Consider the following 22,677-nt stretch of genomic DNA (forward strand, 5'->3'; position numbering starts at 1 on the left):
TGTTCCCAACCACGGCACGCGGGGCGACGGCGCCCCGCCGACAGGGACGGGAACCCCATGCCTCACATGACCGCCTTCGCCAGGAACCAGTGGTACGTCGCCGCCTACGCCGAAGAGGTCGGGCGGGAACTGCTCGGCCGGACGATTCTCGGGGAGCCGCTCGTCTTCTACCGCACCAAGGAGGAGGGGACGCCGGTGGCGCTGCACGACCGGTGTGTGCACCGCCGGTACCCGCTGTCGGAGAGCGGGCTGGACGGGGACCGGATCGTGTGCGGGTACCACGGCTTCACCTATGACACGACGGGCGCCTGTGTGTATGTGCCGGGGCAGAAGCGCATCCCCCGGACGGCCAGGGTCGCCTCGTACCCCGTGGTCGAGCAGGACTCGCTGATCTGGGTGTGGATAGGCGACCCGGCGCTCGCGGACCCGCAGACCATCCCGCGCGCCAAGCACCTGGCGGCGCCCGGCTGGGTCACCGTGCGCGGCATGGAGCCGATCGACGCCGACTACGGGCTGCTCGTCGACAACCTCCTGGACCTGTCGCACGAGACGTACCTGCACGGCGGTTACATCGGCACCCCCGAGGTCGCGGAGACCCCGATCACCACCGAGGTCGACGAGGGCGCGGGCATCGTGCGGGTGAGCCGGCACATGGACGACGCCGAGTGCCCGCCGTTCTACGCCAGGTCGACCGGTATCGACGGCCGGATCACCCGGTGGCAGGACATCGAGTACTTCGCCCCCTGCCTCTACCTGCTGCACAGCCGGATCGCCCCGGTGGGCGTGGTGCCCGAGGCGGACGGCAGCGACCCGAACGGCTTCCACACCGAGATCACCTACGCGATCACGCCGTCGTCGGACGGCAAGGTGTACGACTTCTGGATGGTCTCGCGGGACTGGGCGACCGAGGACGACGAGGTCACCGAGTTCCTCAAGGGCAACAACCACACGGTCGTCATGCAGGACGTCGACGCGCTGAACCTGCTCCAGCAGACGCTGGGCACGGAGCGCACCGGCTACCAGGAGCTGAGCATCAACATCGACACCGGTGGTCTGGCCGCCCGCCGTATCCTCGCCCGGCTGGTCGAGCAGGGTGAGAAGCCGGTGGAGAAGGTCCAGTGAGCACACCGCCCACCTTCGAGACCGGAGAGGTCTACCGCATCGACTGGCTGCCGGGCACGGACATCCTGCACGGCACCTGTCACTGCGGACGCGAGCACACAGCGCAGGACCCGATCGAGATGTGGGAGTGGATGCTCGCCCACCCCCAAGGACACGAGCCGCAAGGAAACCTCTGATGACCTCGTCCCCGTCGCTGTCGCCTTCGTCGTCGTACGAGGCCGAACTCGTCGTCGACGGCCGGGAGTTCGCCGCCGACGGCGTGCTCGCCCTCACCCTGCGGCATCCGCTGGGTGAGGAACTCCCGGCCTGGCAGCCCGGAGCGCACATCGATGTGCTGCTGGGCCCGGACCTGGAGCGCCAGTACTCCCTGTGCGGCGACCCGGCGGACCGCACGGCGTGGCGGATCGGGGTCCTGCGCGAGCCCGACGGGCGGGGCGGATCGGCGTATGTGCACACGGAGTTGACGCGGGGCGACAAGGTCCGTGTGCGCGGGCCGCGCAACAACTTCGCCCTGGAGCCGGCACCCCGCTACCGGTTCGTGGCCGGCGGCATCGGCATCACCCCCATCCTGCCGATGCTGGCGGCGGCCGAGGCGGCGGGCGCGCAGTGGTCCCTGCTGTACGGCGGACGCAGCCGTGGGTCCATGGCGTTCCAGGCGGAGTTGGGGGCGTACGGGGACAGGGTGACGGTGGCGCCGCAGGACGAGACCGGGCTGCTCGACCTCGCCTCGGTCCTGGACGACCTGCCGGAGGGGACTCTGGTCTACTGCTGCGGGCCCGGCGCGCTGCTGGACGCGGTCGAGGAGCGGTGTCCGGGGCAGGTGCTCAGGGTCGAGCGGTTCCAGCCCAAGGAGCAGGAGACGGGCCCGGACAGCGAGTTCGAGGTCGTGCTGGAGCGGACGGGGAAGACCGTCACCGTGCCCGTCGGGGTCTCCGTCCTCGACACCGTGCGGGCCGCCGGGGTCGAGGTGCTCTATTCCTGCGCCGAAGGCACCTGCGGGACCTGCGAGACGGACGTCCTGGAGGGCACGCCCGACCACCGGGACTCGGTGCTCAGCGACGAGGAGCGCGAGGCCGGCGAGACCATGCTCATCTGTGTGTCCCGGTGCCGGGGGGCACGGCTGGTGCTGGACCTGTAGAGGACCCGGGGAGCGCGGCCGGTCCCCGCTGGGGGGCCACGGCCGGTGCTCGACGGGTATCCGTGTCGGGGGCCACGGCTCGCCCCCGGCACAACGCCGTGTCGGCCACGCACAGGTCGGCCTCGATCCGGGCGACCGTGGCCAGCAGGTGGGGCAGCAGGTCGCGGCGTACCGACTCCACGGAGTTGCGGCCGGCGTGGACGGGGATGTTCACGCCGGCCACCACCTCGCCGTTCCGGTCCCGCACCGGGGCGGCGACCGATCGGAGCCCCTCCTCCAACTCCTGGTCCACGACGGCGTACCCCTGCCGTCGTACGCGGTGCAGCTCGGCCTTCAGCCGGCCGGCGGAGACGAGGGTGCGCGGGGTGAGGGGTCTGAGGTCGGCGCGGGCGAGCCGGGCGTCGATCTCCTCGTCCGGCAGATGCGCGAGGATCACCCGGCCGACCGAGGTGACATGGGCGGGGAAGCGGGTGCCGACGGTGATGGTGGCGGTCATGATGCGGCCCGCGCTCACCCTCGCCACGTACACGATGTCGTCGCCGTCCAGCACGCACAGCGAGGACGACTCCCTGACCTGCTCGACCATCCGCTCCAGGTGGGGCTCGGCGAGGTCGGAGAGCGTGCAGCCGGACAGATACGCGTAGCCGAGTTCGAGCACGCGCGGGGTCAGCCGGAACAGCCGGCCGTCGGTGTGGACGTATCCGAGGTCGACGAGGGTGAGCAGGAAGCGGCGGGCGGCGGCCCGGGTCAGCTCGCAGGCCCGGGCGACCTCGCTCAGCGTCAGCGCGGGACGCTCGGCGTCGAAGGCCCGGATGACCGCGAGGCCCCGCTCGAAGGACCGGACGAAGTGCGGTGCGCGGGCTCCGCCGAACCCGTCTCGATCTGGCATCGTCGCCTCCAGGAAGACGCACGAAAAAACGCACGAAAGATGCACGTACAACGCACGAATGACGTGTCGCGCGTGCGCTCCGTACGGTCGCGCGTGCGCTCCGTACGCACGACGGTGCGCTCTGCGCACGCTAGGAGCACACTTCTGCAACTGTCAACGACCCTGCACGGCAAGGCCATTGACCCGCAACCGGCAGCGTTCTACCTTCCCGCTGAGCACTTCTGTGCGGTGTGCGCACAGCATGTCGAAGAAGCCCGTCGAAGAACGGTCCCATCAGGGGGAGTCATGCGTCGTCTGCTCATCGGCCTCGTGGCCGGCACGTTATCGGTCGCCGTGACGGCCTGCGGTTCGTCCGGCTCCTCCGGGTCGGACGGCGGGGGCCAGCAATCGGGCGGCACCACCACGCTCAAGATCGGCGTCATCCCCATCATCGATGTCGCCCCGATATACCTCGGCCAGAAGAAGGGCTTCTACAGCGAGCGCGGTCTGAAGCTGGAACCCTCGCTCGCCCAGGGCGGCGCGGCGATCGTGCCCGGTGTCGTCTCCGGCCAGTTCGACTTCGGCTTCAGCAACATGACGTCCCTGCTGGTCGCGAACTCCAAGAACGTGCCGGTCAAGGCCGTGGTGAACGGTGTGGCGTCCACCGGCAAGGCGGGCGCCGACTTCGCCGAGATCGCCGTGCCGAAGGGCAGCCCCCTGAAGTCCGCCAAGGACCTGGAGGGCAAGAAGGTCGCCGCCAACACCCTCGGCAACATCTGCGACACCTCCGTCAACGAGTCGGTCCGCAAGGACGGCGGTGACCCTTCGAAGGTCGAGTACGTGGAGATGCCCTTCGACCAGATGCCGGCCGCCCTCTCCCAGGGCCAGGTCGACGCGGCCTGTGTGGTGGAGCCCGCGCTCGCCACGATCAAGTCCCAGGGCGGGACGGTGCTCGCGTCGAACTTCGTGGACGTGTCGCCGGACCTCACCGTCGCGATGTACTTCACCTCCCAGCAATACGCCGCCAAGAACCCGGAGCTGGTGAAGAAGTTCCAGGAGGCCACGGCCGAGTCGCTCGCGTACGCCGACGAACACCCGGACGAGGTCCGCGAGATCATCACCACGTACACGAAGATCCCGGACAACCTGCTGAAGACGGTCACCCTCCCCCGCTGGCCCGCCGACCCTGACCGTGCCTCCATCGAGCGCCTGGCCGAACTGGGGCAGCGGGACGGACTGTTCGAGAAGGCACCGGACCTGGACAAGCTGCTGCCGTGAGGGGTTCGAACGTCGCTCTCGGCGCGGCCGGGCTCGCGGGATTCCTCGCCCTGTGGGAGGCGGTCCCGAGGCTCGGCCTCGTCGAGGACGACCACTTCCCGCCGGTCGGCTCGGTCGCCGACGCCCTGGTCGGCGAACTCGCCGACGAAACGTTCTGGACGGCGCTCGGGGACACGCTCACCGGCTGGTCGGTGGGGCTCCTGATCGCGGTGACCGCCGGGATCCTGGCGGGCGTCGTCATCGCCGTCGTCCCGTATCTGCGCGAGGCGACTGCCTCGACGATCGAGTTCCTGCGCCCGATCCCCTCGGTCGCCCTGATCCCCCTCGCAGTCCTCCTGTACGGCACCGAGCTGCGGTCGGTACTGCTGCTGGTGGTCTACGCGTCCTTCTGGCAGATCCTGATCCAGACGCTGTACGGCGTCCAGGACGTCGACCCGGTCGCCGAGGAGACCGCCCGCTCCTACGGGCTGGGCACCTGGGCGCGGGTCCGGCACGTGCTGTGGCCGACCGCCCTGCCGTACGTCATGACGGGCGTACGGCTGGCCGCCGCCGTGGCGCTCATCCTGGCCGTGACCGCCGAACTGGTCATCGGCGCTCCGGGGTTGGGCCAGCGCATCGCGGTCGCCCAGACCTCGCAGGCGGTGCCGGAGATGTACGCCCTGGTGGTGGTCACCGGGTTGCTGGGGTTGCTGATCAACGTGGGCGCCCGCGCGGTGGAGCGGCGGGCGCTGGCCTGGCACCAGTCGGTGCGCGGGGAGGTGGCGGTGTGAGCCGCGTCCTGCTCCGGCTGCTGTTCGTCGTCGCGCTCCCCCTCGTCCTGCTCACCGTCTGGTGGTTCGCGTCCGACGACAGCACCGATGTGTACTGGCCGCCCCTGCGTACCATCCTCACCGCCTTCCCGGACGTCTGGACGGCCGAGCGGCTGCGCGCCGACGTCCTGCCCAGCCTGCTGCGGCTGTCCGCCGGCTACGCCCTCGCGGCCGTGGCCGGCGTCGCCCTGGGAACGGTCATCGGCTCCTACCGCCGGGTGCGGGCGGTGTGCGAACCGGTCCTGGAGTTTCTGCGGGCCGTGCCGCCGCCCGTCCTCGTCCCGGTCATCACGCTGTTCGCGGGCATCGGCGACACCATGAAGATCGCCGTCATCGCCAGCGGCTGCGTCTGGCCTATTCTGCTCAACACGGTCGAGGGCGTCCGCGCGGTGGACTCCGTGATGGCGGAGACGGCCCGGTCCTACGGCATCGCGGGTGCCGCCCGGCTGCGGAACGTCGTGCTGCGCTCGGCGAGCCCGCAGATCTTCGCGGGGCTGCGCCAGGCTCTGTCCATCGGCATCATCCTCATGGTCATCAGCGAGATGACCGCCTCCAGCAACGGACTGGGCTACACCATCGTCCAGTTCCAGCGCGGTTTCGCCGTCCCCGACATGTGGACCGGCATCCTCGTCCTCGGTCTGCTGGGGTTCCTGCTGTCCGTCGTCCTCCGGCTGGTCGAGCGGCGTGTCCTCGGCTGGTACCACGGTCTGCGCGCGTCCTCCCGGCGGTCATAGTGCAACTCGAGAAGGGGCGGCGGGCGATGCACGCCTTGCTTGACGTATCGGGCCTGAAGAAGGTCTACGAGGGCTCCGGGCGCCGGGTGGAGGCGGTCCGGAACCTCACCTTCACCGTCGATGCCGGTGAACTCGTCTGTCTGGTCGGTCCGTCGGGCTGCGGCAAGACCACCCTGCTGAAGTGCGTGGCCGGCCTGCTGGACCCGTCGGCCGGTGAGGTCCTCCTGGGCGGACGGCCGGTGAGCGGGCCGCCGCCGGGCATGGCGGTCGTCTTCCAGGAGTACGGCCGCAGCCTGTTCCCCTGGATGCGGGTCCGTGACAATGTCGAACTCCCGCTGCGGCAGAAGAGGCTGAGCAAGTCGCGCCGTCGCGAACTGGTCGACGACGCGCTCGCGTCGGTGGGCCTCGCCGACGCGGCAGGCGCGTACCCCTGGCAGTTGTCCGGCGGTATGCAACAGCGGGTCGCCATCGCCCGCGCGCTTGCGTACGAACCGGAGATCCTGCTGATGGACGAGCCGTTCGCGGCGGTCGACGCGCAGACCCGCGCCGATCTGGAGGACCTCGTGCGGGGGCTGTGGCGAGAGCGGGGCATCACGATCCTCTTCGTCACCCATGACATCGACGAGGCCGTCTACCTCGGCGAACGCGTCCTGATCCTCTCCGCCTCCCCCACGGTCGTGCGGGAACAGCTCAAGATCGACCTCCCGCCCGGACGCGACCAGCTGCACACCCGCGTGGCCCCACGTTTCGCGGAGCTGCGGACCCATGTGTACGAGCAGATCCAGGCGGCCAAGCGGGGAGCTCCGCCGGGGAAGGAGTGACCTCCGGCGCCGTCGGCGACCTGAACGCCGGCGGCGCCGGAGGGGGCGCGGTCACCGGTGGGGTGAGGGCACCACGGTCAGGTGGCTCGATGTGGCCCGCCGGGGACGGCGGGGCTTGCGCGCGGGCTCGGTGGGGCGGCCGGCCTCGCGCAGGACCAGGGTCATCCGGCTGTAGCCCATGTCGCGGAGGGTGTCGGGGGTCTCGCCGACGACGCGGCAGTCGATGGTGCCCCGACGCGGGTCCGGGTGGACCAGGGGGCGTACGGCGCCGTCGTGCCGGCCGGCGGCCGGGCCGACCGTGCGCAGCCAGTGCGGGACGCCGTGGCGGTAGGCGGCGTCCATGATGGGGTCCTGGGCGATGTCCCGGCGGATGGACTGCAGGCCACGGTCCTGGGCGTGCCGCTCCACGGCGGTGGCGAAGTGGGCGAGCATCGGCAGGCACCAACTGGACTCGTGGTCGCCGAGGACCGTCGCGGCGTCGGGGTGGAAGAGCACGAAGCGGAGGAAGTTGTCGCCGGGCATGGCTGTCGGGTGCGGTCCCACGCCGCCGAAGAGCGCCTGGAACGCGGAGTTGGCCAGGACGACGTCCCAGCGGTGGTCGAGGACGACGGACGGGAACGGGACGGACTCCAGCAGCGTGGCGTAGTCCTGGAGGTACGCCTGTGCTTCCTGGGCTTCGAGAGTGTCGGGGACGGGCCGCGGTACCGACCGCTGCCCTCCTGCCTGATATGCCATCGGGAGGTCACCCCTCTTGCCTATGCGGCCTTCACGCGGCGCCTTGATCCTCCTGCCCCGGGCGGAGTCGTGTCAACTATCGTGGCATTTGGCGTCGGTTGACGGCTGAATCCCGCCACAGTTGTGGCGAGACCTGGATGTGAGTTCGACACAACCGCTAGTCTCCCCGCAGTTCACGGTGTACTTGCCGGGACCAGGGTCTCGCGTCAGGCTTGGATCCACGGATTCCGCAGTACCGCGAGATTGGCCTGAGAGAGACGTAGGAGATCTGTCGGTGACGGATGACTTCGAGGTCCCGGACGCCGCGGCGACGGTTCTGCTGCCGGCCGTCGTGGCCCGTGTCACCGCGCTGGCGGACAAGCTGCGTGTGGCGCACGCGGAGGTCTTCGACACCCGACGTCTCTCGGTCGCCTCCGGAGTGCCGGAAGCCGTGGTGAAGGCGCTGCTGAGCGGCCAGCGCGCCGGTGAGCCGGATGTCCAGGCCCGTTTCCTCCAGCGCCTGGACCTGCTGCGCCGCACGCGGCTCAAGCCCAACGGCCGCAGATACACCCAACAGGAGATCGCGGACGGCGCGGGGATGTCGCGCCAGCAGGCGGGCGCCCTGATCAACGGTGACCGGCGTCCCACGATGGAGCACTGCGACGCCATCCAGCGCTTCTTCAGAGTGCACGCCGGCTTCCTCACCGCCGAGGATCCCGAGGCGCTGGCGAGCGCCCTGATGCGGACCGAGCAGGAACTGCTCCAGCAGCTCGCCGACCGCGAGCGCGCGGCGGCCGAGGCCGCCGACGACCCGCTGCAGCGGCTGCTGCAGAACCACGGTGTGCGCTCCATCGCCTGGCGGGCGGCCCAGCTGCCCACCGACCAGCACCGCGACAAGGTGGCGGAGTGGCTGGACATGCTGCTGGAGAGCGTCAAGCGGCCCGAGTCCTGACCGGGGGAGATCTGTGGGCATCGGAAAGGAAATGCGCCGTCTGTGCGGCGAGTTGGTCGGCGAACTCACCCTGCCGGCACCGGCGGACCCCGCCGACCTCTACAGCGCCCTGTGCGACGCCATGAGCAGACGCCGCGGCCGCCCCGTCCACTACCGCACGGCCGCTTTCCCACCCGGTACGGCCAGCGGACTGTGGCTGGACATGGCTGAGCAGGACCTGGTCGTCATCGAGGAACGCACCGCCCCCGACCACCAGTTGGTGATCCTCGGCCACGAGCTGTGGCACATGCAGGCCGGGCACTGCGGCCACGCCGTGGAGGGTGCCGCGGTCGCGGCACGCTTATTGCACGGGGACGCCGATCTGCGGGCCACCGTGCTCAAGGTCGCCGCCCGTACCCGCTTCGACCTGGCGGACGAGCAGGACGCCGAGAGCTTCGGACTGCTGCTGGCCAGCAAGTGCCGTACCTGGCTCGCCGGTTCGGCGCTGCGCGGGCCCGTGGGCCGCGATCACCTGGCCGGCCGTATCGGGGCCTCGCTGGGCTACCGCGGGCCGCAGGGCTGAGCGGCCGGGGCCGCGGAAACGCCGAGACGCTGAAGACATGGACGGGTCCAGCTACTACCTTCCGGCCGTCGCGATGACTATCGCACTCACCCTCAAGGTGCCCGCGCTGCTGCGGAACTGGGGCGATCATCTGATCAGGTCGGTGTGCGCGCTGATAACGCTGGCCGCCCTGGTCTTCTGTTTCGCCGCGCCACCGACGATCACCGAGGTCAACCGTGCCACGGGGGTCACCAACATCTCGGCGGCCCTCGTCTACCTCCTGTTGAGCGCCTTCAGCGGCTCCTGCCTGGTGCTGATCACCTACTGGCGCGGCGGCCCGCGCGAGACGACCCGCCGTCTCGCGCGCCGCTGGATCGCCGGATACGGCGCGGTGTGCGCGGCGATCGTGGTGCTGTTCACGCTCGGCGACGCCCCTGTGGAGCGGGTGCGGGACTTCGACACGTACTACGCCAACACCCCGTATCTGCGCGAGATGATCGTGCTGTACCTGACCGGGTTCACCGTGGCGGGCGTGGCCATGCACGTCATGTGCTGGCGCTGGGCGCTCCAGGTGCGCGGCTGGCTCCGTGCCGGGCTGCTGATCATCGCGTGCGGCTTCCTGCTGAACGTGCCGTTCGCGGCGGTCAAGCTGATCGCCGTGGCGGCCCGCTGGCAGGGCGGCGACCTGGACCGTTTGAGCACCTACGTCGCGCCGTTGCTGTCCTCCGTCGGCGCGCAGATCTGCGCCGTCGGCTTCTGTCTGCCGTTGGCCGGGGAGCGCATCGGCGACTCCTGGACCACCTGGTCCATGTACCGTCGGCTCGGCCCGCTGTGGCGGGAGTTGCGCCCCGTGTGGGCCCGGGCCAGTCACGAGGTGCGGATCTCCTGGTGGGCGCCGGCGCAACTGCAGATGACGCAGCGGGAGTCCGACATCCACGACGGCATGCTCAGCCTGTATCCGTACTTCGACTCCGAGGTGCGCGCCAAGGCGTACGACGCCGCGGTCGCGGCGGGCTCCGAGCCCCTCCAGGCGCGGGCCGAGGCCGACGCGGCGATGGTGACGGCCGCGGTGCGGGCCAGGGCGGACGACCCGGAGGGCCGGGTTCTCGACTCCGCGGTCGCCGACGCCCCGGCCCCGCCCGCCGAGAACCCCCGTGACCTCGTGCGGATGTCCATGGCGCTGCGTCAGTCCCCCGTCGTAGCGGCCGCCCGCGAATGGGCCGCCGCGACCAGGTCAGAGAGCGACTTCCATGAGCGAACCCGTTAGCGGCCCACGTGACGCGTCGGTCACCACTCCCCGGCATGCCGTCGTCGTCGGCGCGGGCCTGGCCGGCCTGCTGGCCGCCGCCGCGCTGCGTGACCACGCCGAGGTCACCGTCGTCGAGCGCGACGCCCTGCCCGAGGGGCCGGAGCCCCGCAAGGGCCTCCCGCAGGCCCGGCACGCCCATCTGCTGTGGTCCGGCGGGGTCCGGGCGATGGAGGAGCTGCTGCCGGGGGTGACGGAGGCCTGGCTGGCGGCGGGGGCCCGGCGCCTTCCGCTGCCGACCGGTCTGGTGTCGATGTCGGCGCAGGGCTGGTTGCGGCGCTGGCCGGAGATGGAGTTCATGATCGCGTGCAGCCGGGATCTGCTGGAGTCGGTCGTCCGTGCCCGGCTGCTCGCCGGCCCCGGGGTCACCGTCCTCGACCGCACCGAGATCCTGGGCCTGGAGGGCGACGCCTCGCGGGTGACCGGGGCACGGGTCCGTCCCGCCGGGGGCGAGGAGCGGGTCCTGACCGCCGACCTGGTGGTGGACGCCGCCGGGCGTGGCTCGCGGGGCACCGCCTGGCTGGACGCGCTGGGTGTGGCGCCGGCGCCGATGGAGGAGGTCGACTCCGGGCTGGTGTACGCCAGCCGGATCTTCCGGGCGCCCCCCGGAACGGAGGAGTTCCCGGTGGTCAATGTGCAGCCGGACGCCTCGCAGCCGGTGCCGGGGCGGAGCGCGACCCTCGTGCCCATCGAAGGCGGGCGCTGGCTGGTGACGCTGTCGGGCACCCGAGGGGGGCAACCGACCGGTGCGGACGCGGAGTTCGAGGAGTTCGCGCGGGGCGTCAGACACCCGGTCGTCGGCGAGCTGATCTCCCGTGCCGAGCCCTTGACGGACATCGTGGTCACCCGCAGCACGATCAACCGCCGGCGGTTCTTCGAGAAGGTGTCCGACTGGCCCGACGGGTTCGTCGCGATCGGCGACTCGGTCGCCACGTACAACCCCATATACGGACACGGCATGTCCGTCGCCGCCCAGAGCGCCCTCGTACTGCGGGCACGGGTCGCGTCGCACGGTCTCATGGCGCCGGGGCTCGCGCGCCGGACGCAGAAGGCGGTGGCGGGTCCGGTCACCCTTGCCTGGGAACTGGCCACCGGCGTCGACATCCGTTACCCCGAGGCCATCGGCAAGCGGCCGAACGCGGTGCGCAAGCTCTTCGGACGCTATGTGGACCGGCTCGTACGGACCGCGCTGGGTCGGCCCCTGGTCTGCAAGGCGTACCTCGGTGTGGTCACGCTCTCCGAGCCGGTGGCGGCCCTCGTCCGGCCCCAGATCGTCCTGTCGGTACTGCGCGGTCCGCTCAGGACGCCCCCGGCCGAGCCACCGCTGACGGACCATGAGCGGGAGACGGTGCTGGACGCGTCACCTCGGTAGACACGGGATTGTCAGTGGCGGACGGCAAGCTGGGGGTGTGCCACCCGTGACCGGGGTGGGCACGGAGTTTCACCGATCCGACCAGGGGAGAGCCGTTCGATGCCGACCGCCGTACTGACCGACCGCGAGCGCGCCGCCGTACAGGCCTATCTGCGGCTGCTGGGGACCGTACGAGCCGCCTTCGACGGGGCGCCGGAGTCACGCCGACCACCCGTGGTGCCGCCCGGCGCGCTCGCCGAGGCGGAGCGTGCGCTGGCGGCGGCCGGGCTCGCGGGCAACGAGGAGGAGTTCTTCCGGCTGCTGCGGAGCTGGTGTCCGGAAATCTGAACACGGCCCGACGGCCCGACGGTGTCCCCGGCGGGCCGTCGCCGACCTGGGTTCAGCTCAGGTGCATCCCGGCGGCCTGGTCCACCAGTTGCCGCAGGGTCGTCAGATACGGCTCGCCGCCGCCCAGTTCATCGAGCGAGCGGTACGCCTCGTCACGGAACGCCATGAGGTCCTTCTCGAAACGCCGGAGAACGGCGGGGGCGAGCAACAGCGCGCGCAGTTGCGAACGCGCCTGTTCCGAACGGCGTGCGGCGACACCGAGTTCCAGGACGCGTGCTCTCGATCCGGGTGATGCCTCCTCCAGGGCGCAGGCGAGGAGATAGGTCACCGTGCCGTTCCGCAGATCCTCGTCGCGCCCGGAGAGAAGGTCCTCCTGGTCGTTGAAGAGCTGCCAGAGAACGCCGAAGACATCACCGAACTCCCGCCATAACTCGGTGCGTTCGGTCCGCGCGCCGGAAAGGATCGCGGCCATCGCCGTGATCATTGCGAAAGGCGCGCCGGATTTCCCGCGATAGGCGGCGGCGACCGCGTCCCGCGAGGCGTTCTCCACATCGCCCCGCAGGTCTCGCAACTGACCTTCCACGGCGTCGATCCAGCAGTTGACGATCTCACCGGTGAGGGCGTTGCGCACCGCGTCCGGGACCGGCTGGGCCTGGACGACCCTGATGGGAAGGGCCTGTCCGCTGAGGACGGACGCCAACAGCGCCTCGTCGGTCCCGAGTCCCTCGGGGGCGTGCGCGCCGTGCCCGTCGGCGAGGTCGTCGAGGTAGCACGCGGAGGTCCACCACAGGACGTGCACGGCCGACAGGGGAACGGCCGGCTCCACAGCACCCGTCTCGGCGGCGTGCACGAGGAGCGGAAGTACGGACAGCGGGTATTTCATCTGCTGATGTCCCAGCAGCCCGGAAATGGACCGCCGGACCTGCGCGGCCGACGGCCCGAGTCTCTCCAGGGCGGCCGTGATCTCCGCGTCGATGTCCGACGAGACCCGTCGGTGCAGATCCACATAGGAGAGGGAGTTCATCCGGCGCCCTCGTCTTCCGTGGGGAAGGGAACCGAAACCGCCGTCGCCGCCAGTCCCCCCCGGACGGTCCAGCGTCCGGTGAGGACGCCCAGGCGACGACCGTTCACCACCGGTCCGGGCACGAGGAGTTCGGCGCGCAGTCCGCCGGAGCGGCCGCCGGGGTCGACCGACAGCTCGATGTCGGCCTCCGAGAAGTCCAGCCACCGTCCGGTGAGCGGAAACCACGCCTTGTAGACGGACTCCTTGGCGCTGAAGAGCAGCCGGTCCCAGTGGACCGAGGGGTGGTCGGCGGTCAGACGGCGCAGTCGGGTCTCCTCCGCGGGGAGCGCGATCGCCGCGAGGACGCCCCGGGGCAGGGCGTCGTGGGGTTCGGCGTCGATACCCAGGGAGGCGAGGTCGGTGGCGCGGACCAGCGCGGCGGCCCCGTACCCCTCGCAGTGGGTCATGCTGCCGGTCAGGCCGTCCGGCCATCCGGGGGCGCCGCGCTCGCCGGGCACTATCGCCCGCGGGGCGACCCCGAGCTTCTCCATGGCACGCCGGGCGCAGGCACGGACGAGGGTGAACTCATGGCGCCGTTTCGGTACCGCCCGGGCGACGACCGCCTCCTCCTCGGGGTACAGCTCGACCCCCTCGACGGCGGCAGCGGCTTCATGGGCGTGCGCCTCCACGACCACGACCGCTCCCGGGAGCAGTTCCTCGATCACCGGCTCCGACCTCCATCGGCAGAATACGGCGCAGCCTGCCCGGGGGCTCCGGGCGCGGCCGCCATTCGCGGGGGTAACCCACGGACACCTCTTCGAAGCGCACGCCGTCCAGCCAGGTCGTCCGCGGAATGTGCAGATGGCCGTAGACCATGACCTCGACGTTGAACCGCCGGTGCCAGTCGGCGGTCAGCTCGGTACCGCACCACATCGCGAACTCGGGATAGCGCAGGACATCCGTCGGGTGCCGGTCCAGGGGATAGTGGTTGACCAGCACCGTGGGCACATCGGCCGGCAGTTCGGCGAGCCTGCGTTCGGTCTCGGCGACCCGGGCCCGGCACCAGTCGTCGCGGCTCGGATGGGGGTCGGGGAACAGCACGTGCTCGTCGGTGCACACCACACCCGTGCCGTACGCGTACTCCAGTCCCTCGGCTTTCGTGGTGCAGCCCTTGGGCAGGAACGAGTAGTCGTACAACAGGAACAACGGCGCGATCACCACCGGGCCTCCAGGCCCCTCCCAGAGGGGGTACGGATCCTCGGGGGTGACGACACCCAGTTCCCGGCAGAGGGCCACGAGGTGCTCGTACCGCTCGACGCCCCGGTACGGGACGGTCTCACTCGGATGGGTCCACAGCTCGTGGTTTCCCGGCACCCACACGACCTTGGCGAAGCGGCCGGCGAGGGTCTCCAGGGCCCAGCGAATGTCGGCGACGGTCTCGGCGACGTCACCGGCCACGAGGAGCCAGTCGTCATCCGTCTCGGGGCGCATGTTCTCCACCAGGGCGCGGTTCTCGGGATACCCGATGTGCAGATCACTGATGGCCAGCACATTTCCGTGACGGCCGGCCCTCGACTCCACCCGCACTCCCTCCTGAACTCCGAACGTCAACACGAGAACACAGGTGCGCGCCGGTGGACAAGACCGACGGGCCGGGCTCCGGACATCTCGCGGCAAACGCGCCGCGCGAGGATTAACACGCGCGTGACAGAAACATGGGCCCCGGTGGCCGTATGATCCGTCCTACACCACCGCCACGCCCCTTCTTCGCGTACGGCGGTTCGGCGTACCTCCATCCCCCCTGGCCGGGCACGGCCTGCTCCGCCGTGCCCGCGAACCCTGGAAAGGCGGCCTGCATGGTCTCTCGCGTACGCGTCTGGCTCAACCGCACGTACGCGGAGAACGTCTTCTTCATGGATCAGCTGCGGCATAATCCGCACGCTCGTCCGGTGGACATCCATGCCACGCACGGCGACGCCGACTCCCCCGTACTGGCCGCCGCCGACACCGCCGACCTGGAGCCCGAGGGCCTCTCCCCCGCCGCGTACGTCGAGTACGCGCTCGACCAGTGCGTCAGGCGCGGCATCGACGTGTTCGTGCCCCGGCTGCACCAGGCGGCGATCGCCGCGCACCGCGAGGAGTTCGCGGCCGTCGGTACGGCCCTGCTGGCGCCGCTCGCCGAGGCCATCGAGGTCTTCGAGGACAAGGTGACCGCCTACGAGGCGGTCCGGGAGCACGGGGTTCCCGTGCCGCCGTGGTTCCGGGTGACGAACGCCGACGAACTCGTCGCCGCCGTCGAGGAGTTGGAAGACGGCGGGCACAGGGCGTGCTTCAAGCCGGCGGCCGGGGCGGGGGGTGTGGGCTTCCGTGTCGTCACGCGCGCCCCCTTCTCGCTGGCGCACCTCAGTGGATTCCCGACCCCGTATGTGCAGCTCGACATGGTCGTCGAAGCGGTCCGGGCGGCCGAGGAGCCCGTCGACTGGATGGTGATGCCGCGCCTCGAACAGCCGGAGGTGTCCGTCGACTGTCTCACCGGACCCGACGGGCGGGTCCGGATGGCCGTGGGCCGCACCAAGAACGGCCGACGGCGCGGCTTTACGCTCAACCCCGCGTGGATCGAGCCGGCGCGGCGGATCGCCGAGCGGTTCGGGCTGCACCACCTCACGAACATCCAGTTCCGGATGTACGGCGAACAGCCGGTCCTCATGGACGTCAACACGCGCCCGGCGGGCGGGTTGCACCAGCTCGCGCTGTGCGGGATCAACGCACCCTGGGCCGCTGTGCGGTTGGCTCTGGGTGAGGAGCCGGGGGATGTCGTGCCGGCGCGGCTGGGGCAGGACTACACGGTGGTGTCGGGGGCGCGGCCGGTGCGGCCGGTGTTGTTGCCGCACCAGGTTGCCGAGGTGGCGGCCGAGGAGGTGCCGGTCGCCGTGGATGCGCGGCCTGTGTCTGTCGCGCCGCCTGTGGCCTGCAAGCCCACGGCCGCCGACCGGCCGCTCGCCGTCTGAGGGTTTCGCCCCCGCCCTTTCCCGTCCCCGCGGCTCCGCCCCCGGCCCCCGTTCGCGCGGTTCCCCGCGCCCCCGCGCCCCCTGGAGGGCGCGGGGGCGCGGGGAACCGCGGTCAGCCGTCGGCCCGGTCCACCGCCAGCCGTAGGGTCTGCACCTCGAACGGACGCAGCGTCACCGGGACGCCGTCGCCGTCCGTGGCCGCCTCCGACAGCGGGCGTTCCAGCAGGTCGGTGATCTGGGCTCCGGCGAGCGGGAAGCCGGTGCGCAGGACGCCCCGGGCCCGGCCGCCGCGCGACTCGTAGATCCGGACCACGACGTCACCCGAGGCGTCGTCGGCGAGCTTGACCGCCTCCACGGTGACGCCCTCACCGTCCACGGACACGACCGGTTCGGGGGCGCCCGCCGCGTCCGCGACGCGCAGCGGCAGGTTGAGGGCATAGCCCTCGGCGACCGCGTCCTCGATGCTCGCGCCGGGGAGGAGGGAGTAGGTGAAGCGGTGCTTGCCCTGGTCGGCCTCGGGGTCCGGGATGCGCGGGGCGCGGACCAGGCTGAGGCGGACCGTGGTGGTAGTACCGCCGTCCTCACGGACCGTGCGGGAGACGTCGTGGCCGTACGTCGAGTCGTTGATGACCGCGACGCCGTAGCCGGGTTCGCCGACGTGCACCCAGCGGTGGCCGGAGACCTCGAAGCGGGCCGCCTCCCAGCTCGTGTTGGTGTGGGTCGGGCGCTGGATGTGGCCGAACTGGATCTCGGCGGAGGAGTGGGCGGCGCGGACGTCGATCGGGAAACCGGCCTTGAGGAACTTCTCGGCCTCGTGCCAGTCGATGTCCGTCTCGAAGTCGATCCGGGCGCTGCCGGCGCGGAGGGTGATCGTCTGGGTGACGCGTGAGCCCTTGCCGAACGATCGCTCTACGCGGAGGGCGGCGAGGAGCGGGGTGTCCTCGACCACGGTGATCGACTCGGGGGCCAGCAGGTCCGTGTAGCGGTTCTTGTAGTGCTTGTCGACGTCCCAGGCGTCCCAGTAGTTGGGGAGGTCGGTGTGGAGGCGGAGGAGGTTGCCCTTGTCGCCCAGGACCTCGCGGTCGGCGACGAGGTCCCGTACGGACGCCAGAGTGCCGTCCTCGGCGAGTTCGACTCGGACCAGGCCGTTGTCGAGGACTCGGCCTGAGACCGTCACCAGGTGGTCGGGCTCGGCGGCTACCAGGGGGGCGATGCCGTTCGCGGGCACCTTGGTGTAGATGGGGGTGCCTTCCGGTGTGCGGACGACTTCCGCGCGGGCCGTGGGGCTGGTGTTGAAGACATGGGCGCCCGGCACAGCGGTAGCCGCCGCACCGGCGGTCGCCAATGCCGCCACCGCTTCTGCCGTCAGCTCCTCCAGTTCCTTCGCCACCCGCGCGTACTCCGCCTCAGCCTCGCGGTGCACCCAGGCGATCGACGAGCCCGGCAGGATGTCGTGGAACTGGTGGAGGAGGACCGTCTTCCAGAGGCGGTCGAGCTTCTCGTGGGGGTAGGCGTACTCCGGCGCGTGGAGCGCGGCGGTGGTGGCCCACAGTTCGGCCTCGCGGAGCTTGTGCTCGCTGCGTCGGTTGCCCTGCTTGGTGCGGGCCTGCGAGGTGTACGTGGCGCGGTGCAGCTCCAGGTACAGCTCGCCGTTCCAGACGGGGGCGTCCTCGTACTCGGCTCGGGCCTTGGCGAAGAACTCGTCGGGGTGTTCGACGACGACCTTGGGTGAGCCTTCGAGGTCGGCGAGGCGCCGGGCCCGTTCCATGATCTCGCGGGTGGGGCCGCCGCCGCCGTCGCCCCAGCCGAAGGGGGCGAGGGAACGGGTGCCGGCGCCCTTCTCCTGGTAGTTGCGGACGGCGCGGTCCATCTCCTCGCCGCTGAAGCGGGCGTTGTAGGTGTCGACGGGCGGGAAGTGGGTGAAGATGCGGGTGCCGTCGATGCCCTCCCACCAGAAGGTGTGGTGGGGGAACCTGTTGGTCTGGTTCCAGGAGATCTTCTGGGTGAGGAACCACTCGTTGCCGGCGAGCTTGGCGAGTTGCGGGTAGGAGGCGTTGTAGCCGAAGGAGTCCGGCAGCCAGACGCCCTTGGTCTCGATGCCGAAGTGCTCGATGAAGAACCGCTTGCCGTGGACGAGCTGGCGGGCGATGGCCTCACCGCCGGGCAGGTTGCCGTCGGACTCGACCCACATGCCGCCGACCGGTACCCACTGGCCCTTGTCGACGGCCTTCTTGATGCGCTCCCACACCTGCGGGTAGTTGTCGCGCACCCACTCGTACTGCACGGCCTGGGAGCAGGCGAAGATGAAGTCCTCGTACTCGTCGGCCAGGGCGGTGACGTTGGAGAAGGTGCGGGAGGTCTTGCGCTTGGTCTCGCGGATGGGCCACAGCCAGGCGGAGTCGATGTGGGCGTGGCCGACGCCGGAGATGGTGTGGGCGCTGGCGTGGGCGGGCTTGGCGAGGACCGGGGCGAGGATCTCGCGGACGGCCGTCGCGCTGCCGGAGACGTCGTCGAGGTCGACGGCGTCCATGGCCCGGTCCAGGGCGTGCAGGATCTCGTGGCGGCGGGGCTCGTGCTCGGCGAGGTGGACCATCAGTTCGCGCAGCACCTGCAGGTCCAGGTCGAGGTGGAAGACCTCCTCGTCGAGGACGGCGATGTCGGCGCGCCGGAAGGTGTAGAGGGGCTTGTCGCCGGCGGTGAGGATGTCGCCGAGCGGCGTGATCTTCGAGAAGTTGTCGGCGAGGATGTCCGGGTTGGAGGCGGCCTCGACCAGGTAGTCGATCGTTTCGCCGCCCCGGACGGGGTTGCCGATCGGGACGTAGTGGTTGAGGGGGTTGACCGCCTTCAGCGGGGTGCCGTCGGCGAGGTGGACCAGGGCCTCGGCCTGGTTGCCGGGCCAGTCGCCGACGAAGCCGAGGTCGATGACCGCCTCGACACGGCGGCCCGCCCACTCCGCGGGGACCTGTCCGCGCATCCGGAACCAGGTGGTGCCCCACGGCGGGCCCCAGGGGGTGTCCATGGCGAACGGTGTGTACGAGGCGGCCGCGGCCTCCGCGAAGGGGACGGGCTCCCCCGGCGCCTGCCAGGCCTCGACGGTGAAGGGGACGGAGGCCGCGTAGATCGCGGGCTTGATGCGTTGGGTGTGGACGCGCTCTACGCGTTCCTCGATCCGGCGGCGTTCGTCATGCATGTGAGGTCTCCAGGAAGAGGGCGGAGCAGAAAGCAGGAGGAGCGGAGGGAGGGGAGCGGAGGGAGGGGACAGAGACGCCGAAAGCGCTTTCCGGGCGCGAGCCTACTTCAGGTAGTCCAAGCCAGGGTGCACCGCCGTGTAGCCCTCGACCAGGCGGCGGGCGACGTTCACCGAGTCCACCAGCGGATGCAGGGAGAACGCCTTCACGGCGGTCGCACGGGAACTCGATTCGGCGGCGGCCAGGACCTCGCGCTCGACGGCCTTGACCGCGCAGACCAGTCCGGTGGCGTGGTCGGGCAGCGGGGCGACGGAGACCGGGTGGGCGCCGTTGGCGTCGACCAGGCAGGGCACTTCGATGACGGCCTCGGTGTCGAGGACCGAGAGGGTGTCCTTGTTGCGGACGTTGAGGATGAGGGTGGTGCGCTCGTCGCGGGCGATGGCCCGCATCAGGGCGAGGGCGACCTTCTCGTAGCCGCCGGAGAGGTCGTCGGCGTCGCGTTCGCCGGCGCCGGCCGTCTCCCTGTTCTCCGACATGTAGGTGGCCTCGCGCTCGGCACGGGTGCGGTCCCAGGCCTTGAGCGCGTGGGCGTCGGGGCGGCGCATCTCCTCGTAGAAGTGGGCCTGCTGGTCCTTGAGGAAGGCACCCCGGGTCTTCTCGGCCGCCTGGTAGGCCCGTACGGCCTCGCGGTTGAAGTAGTAGTAGTGCAAGTACTCGTTGGGGATGGCGCCGAGGGACTGGAGCCAGTCGACACCGAAGAGCTTGCCCTCCTCGAAGGAGCCGAGGAGGTCGCGGTCGGCGAGGAGGCGCGGGAGTTCGTCCCGGCCGGCGACACGCAGTCCGCGGACCCAGCCGAGGTGGTTGAGGCCGACGTAGTCGATCCAGGCCTCCTTGGGGTTCGCCACCCCGAGGACGCGGGCGATGCGGCGGCCGAGGCCGACGGGTGAGTCGCAGATGCCGATGACGCGGTCGCCGAGGTGGCGGGACATGGCCTCGGTGACCAGGCCCGCCGGGTTGGTGAAGTTGATGACCCAGGCCTCGGGAGCGAGCCGGGCCACGCGCCGGGCGATGTCCACGGCGACCGGGACCGTGCGCAGGCCGTAGGCGATGCCGCCCGCGCCGACGGTCTCCTGGCCGAGGACTCCTTCGGCGAGGGCGACGCGTTCGTCGTTCGCACGTCCCTCCAGGCCGCCGACGCGGATCGCGGAGAAGACGAAGTCGGCGCCGCGCAGGGCCTCGTCGAGATCGGTGGTGGCGGTCACCTCGGGGGCGCCCCGCACGTCGGCGGCCTGCTCGGCGAGGACGCGGGTGACGGCGGAGAGCCGTTCGGCGTCCAGGTCGTGCAGGACGACATGGGTGACCCGGCCCTCGGCGCGGTCCCCGAGGAGCGCTCCGTACACGAGGGGCACCCGGAATCCTCCGCCGCCCAGAATCGTCAGCTTCACGCAAGTACCACCTTCGTCGATCTGTGGGGTCCCCCGGACGAAGCCGAGTGGGGGAGTGCGCGGGACGTTCCGACACGTGTCAGCCCTTCCGTCCCGGGAGCGGTCATGCGGTGACCACGTCGACCCCCGCGTCCTCCAACGAAGACCGGGTCGCCGGCTCCACCTGTCCGTTGGTCACCAGTACGTCGAGTTCCCCGGGTCCGCAGACCCGCGCCATCCCCGTGCCGGGGAACTTCGCGGAGTCGGCGAGCAGGACGACCCTGTCGCTCGCCCTGATCATCGCGCGTTTGACGGGAACCTCGACGACGGTCGTGTCCATCACCTGACCGCCGGGCCGCACCCCGCTGGTGCCGAGGAAGAGCCAGTCGGCGTGCAGCTGCCGGAGGTTGTCCTCGGTGAGGAAGCCGACGAGGGAACGGTACTCGCGGCGCAGCATGCCGCCGAGCAGCACCAGTTCGATGCCCTCGTCGTCGGCCAGCTCCTCGTAGACGACCAGATTGCTGGTGATCACGGTGAGCCGGCGGCCGTGCAGCTGCCGGGCGAGGCGGTACGCGGTGGTCCCGATGTCGAGCAGGACGGACTGGCCGTCGCGGACCATCGACGCGGCCCTCGCCGCTATCGCGTCCTTCTCGGCCACCCGCACCTCGGCGACCTCGGCGAAGGGCTGGTCGCCCTCCTCCACGACCGCGCCGCCGTGCACACGGGTGAGCAGCCCCTCCTCCTCCAGCCGGACGAGGTCACGCCGGATGGTGGCGGGGCTCACGCCGAGCTGTTCGGACAGGTCGGTGACGGCCGCGGGGCCGCCTGACCGCAGGGCCCGGAGGATGAGTTGGTGTCGTCTCTCTGCCAGCACGCGCTGAACAGTACTCGTCATTCCCAATCATTTCCATGCTCACTTCTGCTCGGGTATTGACCAATCTCTCGGATCGGCGCACGATTCCCGGCATTGAATTTGAAGAGTTCTGACGAGAGGTGCACACGTGGACGACGACCGGCCCGATGTGCTGCTGACCGGGCTGCTCTTCTACGACCTCGTGCTCACGGGGCTGGGAAGGCCGCCGACACCCGGCGAGGAGATCTGGACCGACGGCATGGGCTGCGGTCCCGGCGGTATCGCCAACCTGGCGGTGGCCGCCGCCCGTTTCGGTCTGAACACCTCGCTGGCCACGGTCTTCGGCGACGACTACTACGGCGCGTACTGCCGCGAGGTCCTCGCCGGACAGGAGGGCGTCGACCTCTCCCTCTCACGCACCGCGGACGGCTGGCACACCCCCGTCACCGTCTCCCTGTCCTACGGTCACGACCGGGCCCTGGTCACCCACGGCCAGGAACCGCCGTACTCGCAGGACGTGCTCATGGGCGATCCGCCCGAGTCGCGCACGGCCCTGGTGCACATCGAGGCCGAGCCGCGCGAGTGGCTCGCCAAGGCCGCCGCGAACGGCACACACATCTACGCAGACGTCGGCTGGGACCCCACGCAGCGGTGGTCCCGCGACCTGCTCGACCAACTCGCCCTGTGCCACGCCTTCCTGCCCAACGAGACCGAGGCGATGGCGTACACGCGGACCGACAGCGCGGTGGCCGCGCTCGGCACACTGAGCGAGCTGGTGCCGGTGGCGGTGGTCACCCGCGGCGGCGAGGGCGCGATCGCGGTGGACCAGACGACCGGGGAGTACGCGGAGGCGCCGGCCCTGGACGTCGACGTGCTCGACGCGACGGGCGCCGGCGACGTCTTCGGCGCGAGCTTCGTCGCCGCCTCGCTCGGCGGCTGGCCGCTGGCGGAACGGCTGCGGTTCGCCGTGCTGTCGGCCGGCCTGTCCGTGGGCCACCACGGCGGGGGGTCGGCGGCCCCCGGCTGGTACGGCGTCGACCGGTGGTGGCGCTCGCTCACGGAACCCGATGTCAGGCGTGCCTACGGCTTCCTCGCCGACCGTCTGCCGGGCGACCCGGGCCCGCCCGTGCGGTACGCCCCGGTCACTCCTCCGGACCCCGCACCCCGCTGAACCACCCCTCCCCCACATCTCCTTGCTGGTCCCCCTGATCCACCTCGT

22 protein-coding genes are annotated in these 22,677 nt (G+C 70.9%); 14 read left to right on the forward strand and 8 right to left on the reverse strand.

Translation table 11 applies throughout. The annotated features are described in order from the left end of the window. Window positions 1–57 precede the first annotated feature (57 nt). The 3 genes from ACFY9I_RS00645 to ACFY9I_RS00655 are packed head-to-tail and all read left to right on the forward strand — an operon-like array spanning window position 58 to window position 2,260. Window positions 58–1,122, forward strand: a complete 1,065-nt coding sequence (locus ACFY9I_RS00645) for a Rieske 2Fe-2S domain-containing protein (protein WP_390994649.1) — start codon at window positions 58–60, stop codon at window positions 1,120–1,122. Beyond that, window positions 1,119–1,298, forward strand: coding sequence for a hypothetical protein (locus ACFY9I_RS00650; RefSeq protein ID WP_390994652.1), 180 nt, complete (start codon window positions 1,119–1,121; stop codon window positions 1,296–1,298). The genes ACFY9I_RS00645 and ACFY9I_RS00650 overlap by 4 nt, the downstream gene beginning before the upstream one ends. Further along, window positions 1,298–2,260: a 2Fe-2S iron-sulfur cluster-binding protein gene (locus ACFY9I_RS00655; RefSeq protein WP_390994655.1), complete on the forward strand. Its 963-nt coding sequence runs from the start codon at window positions 1,298–1,300 to the stop codon at window positions 2,258–2,260. Before ACFY9I_RS00650 ends, ACFY9I_RS00655 begins: the two co-directional genes overlap by 1 nt. On the opposite strand, the gene ACFY9I_RS00660 is transcribed toward ACFY9I_RS00655, so the two are convergent. Next, window positions 2,211–3,149: an IclR family transcriptional regulator C-terminal domain-containing protein gene (locus ACFY9I_RS00660; RefSeq protein WP_390994658.1), complete on the reverse strand. Its 939-nt coding sequence runs from the start codon at window positions 3,147–3,149 to the stop codon at window positions 2,211–2,213. The two genes, ACFY9I_RS00655 and ACFY9I_RS00660, sit on opposite strands and share 50 nt — an antisense overlap. A gap of 285 nt (window positions 3,150–3,434) precedes the next feature. On the opposite strand from ACFY9I_RS00660, the gene ACFY9I_RS00665 reads away from it, so the two are divergent. The 4 genes from ACFY9I_RS00665 to ACFY9I_RS00680 are packed head-to-tail and all read left to right on the forward strand — an operon-like array spanning window position 3,435 to window position 6,770. Then, the gene (locus ACFY9I_RS00665) at window positions 3,435–4,406 is read left to right on the forward strand and encodes an ABC transporter substrate-binding protein (protein WP_390994660.1); all 972 of its coding nucleotides are present in this window, start codon (window positions 3,435–3,437) and stop codon (window positions 4,404–4,406) included. Continuing rightward, entirely contained in the window at window positions 4,403–5,176 is a 774-nt protein-coding gene (locus ACFY9I_RS00670; RefSeq protein ID WP_390994663.1) for an ABC transporter permease subunit, read from the forward strand. Before ACFY9I_RS00665 ends, ACFY9I_RS00670 begins: the two co-directional genes overlap by 4 nt. Beyond that, complete coding sequence (locus ACFY9I_RS00675; RefSeq protein ID WP_390994665.1) at window positions 5,173–5,949, forward strand: ABC transporter permease subunit; 777 nt, start codon at window positions 5,173–5,175, stop codon at window positions 5,947–5,949. Before ACFY9I_RS00670 ends, ACFY9I_RS00675 begins: the two co-directional genes overlap by 4 nt. A 26-nt stretch (window positions 5,950–5,975) precedes the next feature. Beyond that, window positions 5,976–6,770: an ATP-binding cassette domain-containing protein gene (locus ACFY9I_RS00680; RefSeq protein ID WP_390994668.1), complete on the forward strand. Its 795-nt coding sequence runs from the start codon at window positions 5,976–5,978 to the stop codon at window positions 6,768–6,770. Window positions 6,771–6,821: 51 nt separating this feature from the next. On the opposite strand, the gene ACFY9I_RS00685 is transcribed toward ACFY9I_RS00680, so the two are convergent. After that, window positions 6,822–7,505 carry a hypothetical protein gene (locus tag ACFY9I_RS00685; protein WP_390994671.1) on the reverse strand — a complete coding sequence of 228 codons (684 nt, stop codon included), beginning with the start codon at window positions 7,503–7,505 and terminating at the stop codon, window positions 6,822–6,824. 274 nt (window positions 7,506–7,779) lie between these two features. Between ACFY9I_RS00685 and ACFY9I_RS00690 the strand changes: the two genes are divergently transcribed. From ACFY9I_RS00690 to ACFY9I_RS00710, 5 genes are all read left to right on the forward strand, one after another. Beyond that, complete coding sequence (locus ACFY9I_RS00690) at window positions 7,780–8,436, forward strand: helix-turn-helix domain-containing protein (RefSeq protein ID WP_390994673.1); 657 nt, start codon at window positions 7,780–7,782, stop codon at window positions 8,434–8,436. A gap of 31 nt (window positions 8,437–8,467) precedes the next feature. Further along, a complete protein-coding gene (locus ACFY9I_RS00695; protein WP_390994676.1) occupies window positions 8,468–8,998 on the forward strand; it encodes a toxin-antitoxin system, toxin component in 531 nt (176 codons plus the stop codon). Window positions 8,999–9,035: 37 nt separating this feature from the next. Beyond that, complete coding sequence (locus ACFY9I_RS00700; RefSeq protein WP_390994679.1) at window positions 9,036–10,244, forward strand: MAB_1171c family putative transporter; 1,209 nt, start codon at window positions 9,036–9,038, stop codon at window positions 10,242–10,244. Continuing rightward, a complete protein-coding gene (locus tag ACFY9I_RS00705; RefSeq protein ID WP_390994682.1) occupies window positions 10,228–11,655 on the forward strand; it encodes an FAD-dependent monooxygenase in 1,428 nt (475 codons plus the stop codon). Before ACFY9I_RS00700 ends, ACFY9I_RS00705 begins: the two co-directional genes overlap by 17 nt. A 99-nt stretch (window positions 11,656–11,754) precedes the next feature. Further along, window positions 11,755–11,982: a hypothetical protein gene (locus tag ACFY9I_RS00710; RefSeq protein ID WP_390994684.1), complete on the forward strand. Its 228-nt coding sequence runs from the start codon at window positions 11,755–11,757 to the stop codon at window positions 11,980–11,982. 52 nt (window positions 11,983–12,034) lie between these two features. Here the strand turns inward: ACFY9I_RS00710 and ACFY9I_RS00715 are convergent, their stop codons facing one another. The 3 genes from ACFY9I_RS00715 to ACFY9I_RS00725 are packed head-to-tail and all read right to left on the reverse strand — an operon-like array spanning window position 12,035 to window position 14,566. Beyond that, entirely contained in the window at window positions 12,035–13,006 is a 972-nt protein-coding gene (locus ACFY9I_RS00715) for a polyprenyl synthetase family protein (protein ID WP_390994687.1), read from the reverse strand. Next, window positions 13,003–13,710, reverse strand: a complete 708-nt coding sequence (locus ACFY9I_RS00720) for a 4'-phosphopantetheinyl transferase superfamily protein (RefSeq protein WP_390994689.1) — start codon at window positions 13,708–13,710, stop codon at window positions 13,003–13,005. Before ACFY9I_RS00720 ends, ACFY9I_RS00715 begins: the two co-directional genes overlap by 4 nt. Next, window positions 13,655–14,566 carry a metallophosphoesterase gene (locus ACFY9I_RS00725; RefSeq protein ID WP_390994692.1) on the reverse strand — a complete coding sequence of 304 codons (912 nt, stop codon included), beginning with the start codon at window positions 14,564–14,566 and terminating at the stop codon, window positions 13,655–13,657. Before ACFY9I_RS00725 ends, ACFY9I_RS00720 begins: the two co-directional genes overlap by 56 nt. Before the next feature lie 275 nt (window positions 14,567–14,841). Here ACFY9I_RS00725 and ACFY9I_RS00730 point away from each other — a divergent pair, with 275 nt between their 5' ends. Next, window positions 14,842–15,993: an ATP-grasp domain-containing protein gene (locus tag ACFY9I_RS00730; protein WP_390994693.1), complete on the forward strand. Its 1,152-nt coding sequence runs from the start codon at window positions 14,842–14,844 to the stop codon at window positions 15,991–15,993. 112 nt (window positions 15,994–16,105) lie between these two features. Here ACFY9I_RS00730 and ACFY9I_RS00735 read toward each other — a convergent pair whose 3' ends face one another. The 3 genes from ACFY9I_RS00735 to ACFY9I_RS00745 form a co-directional block, all read right to left on the reverse strand. Then, window positions 16,106–19,183, reverse strand: coding sequence for a glycoside hydrolase family 38 C-terminal domain-containing protein (locus ACFY9I_RS00735; RefSeq protein ID WP_390994696.1), 3,078 nt, complete (start codon window positions 19,181–19,183; stop codon window positions 16,106–16,108). A 102-nt stretch (window positions 19,184–19,285) separates the two neighbouring features. Further along, complete coding sequence (locus tag ACFY9I_RS00740; protein WP_390994699.1) at window positions 19,286–20,626, reverse strand: 6-phospho-beta-glucosidase; 1,341 nt, start codon at window positions 20,624–20,626, stop codon at window positions 19,286–19,288. A gap of 103 nt (window positions 20,627–20,729) precedes the next feature. Further along, window positions 20,730–21,479: a DeoR family transcriptional regulator gene (locus ACFY9I_RS00745; RefSeq protein WP_390995677.1), complete on the reverse strand. Its 750-nt coding sequence runs from the start codon at window positions 21,477–21,479 to the stop codon at window positions 20,730–20,732. Window positions 21,480–21,606: 127 nt separating this feature from the next. On the opposite strand from ACFY9I_RS00745, the gene ACFY9I_RS00750 reads away from it, so the two are divergent. Beyond that, complete coding sequence (locus ACFY9I_RS00750) at window positions 21,607–22,629, forward strand: PfkB family carbohydrate kinase (RefSeq protein WP_390994702.1); 1,023 nt, start codon at window positions 21,607–21,609, stop codon at window positions 22,627–22,629. Window positions 22,630–22,677: the final 48 nt, after the last annotated feature.

The sequence above is a fragment of the Streptomyces sp. NPDC012510 genome (genome assembly GCF_042955065.1).
Lineage (GTDB): Bacteria > Actinomycetota > Actinomycetes > Streptomycetales > Streptomycetaceae > Streptomyces.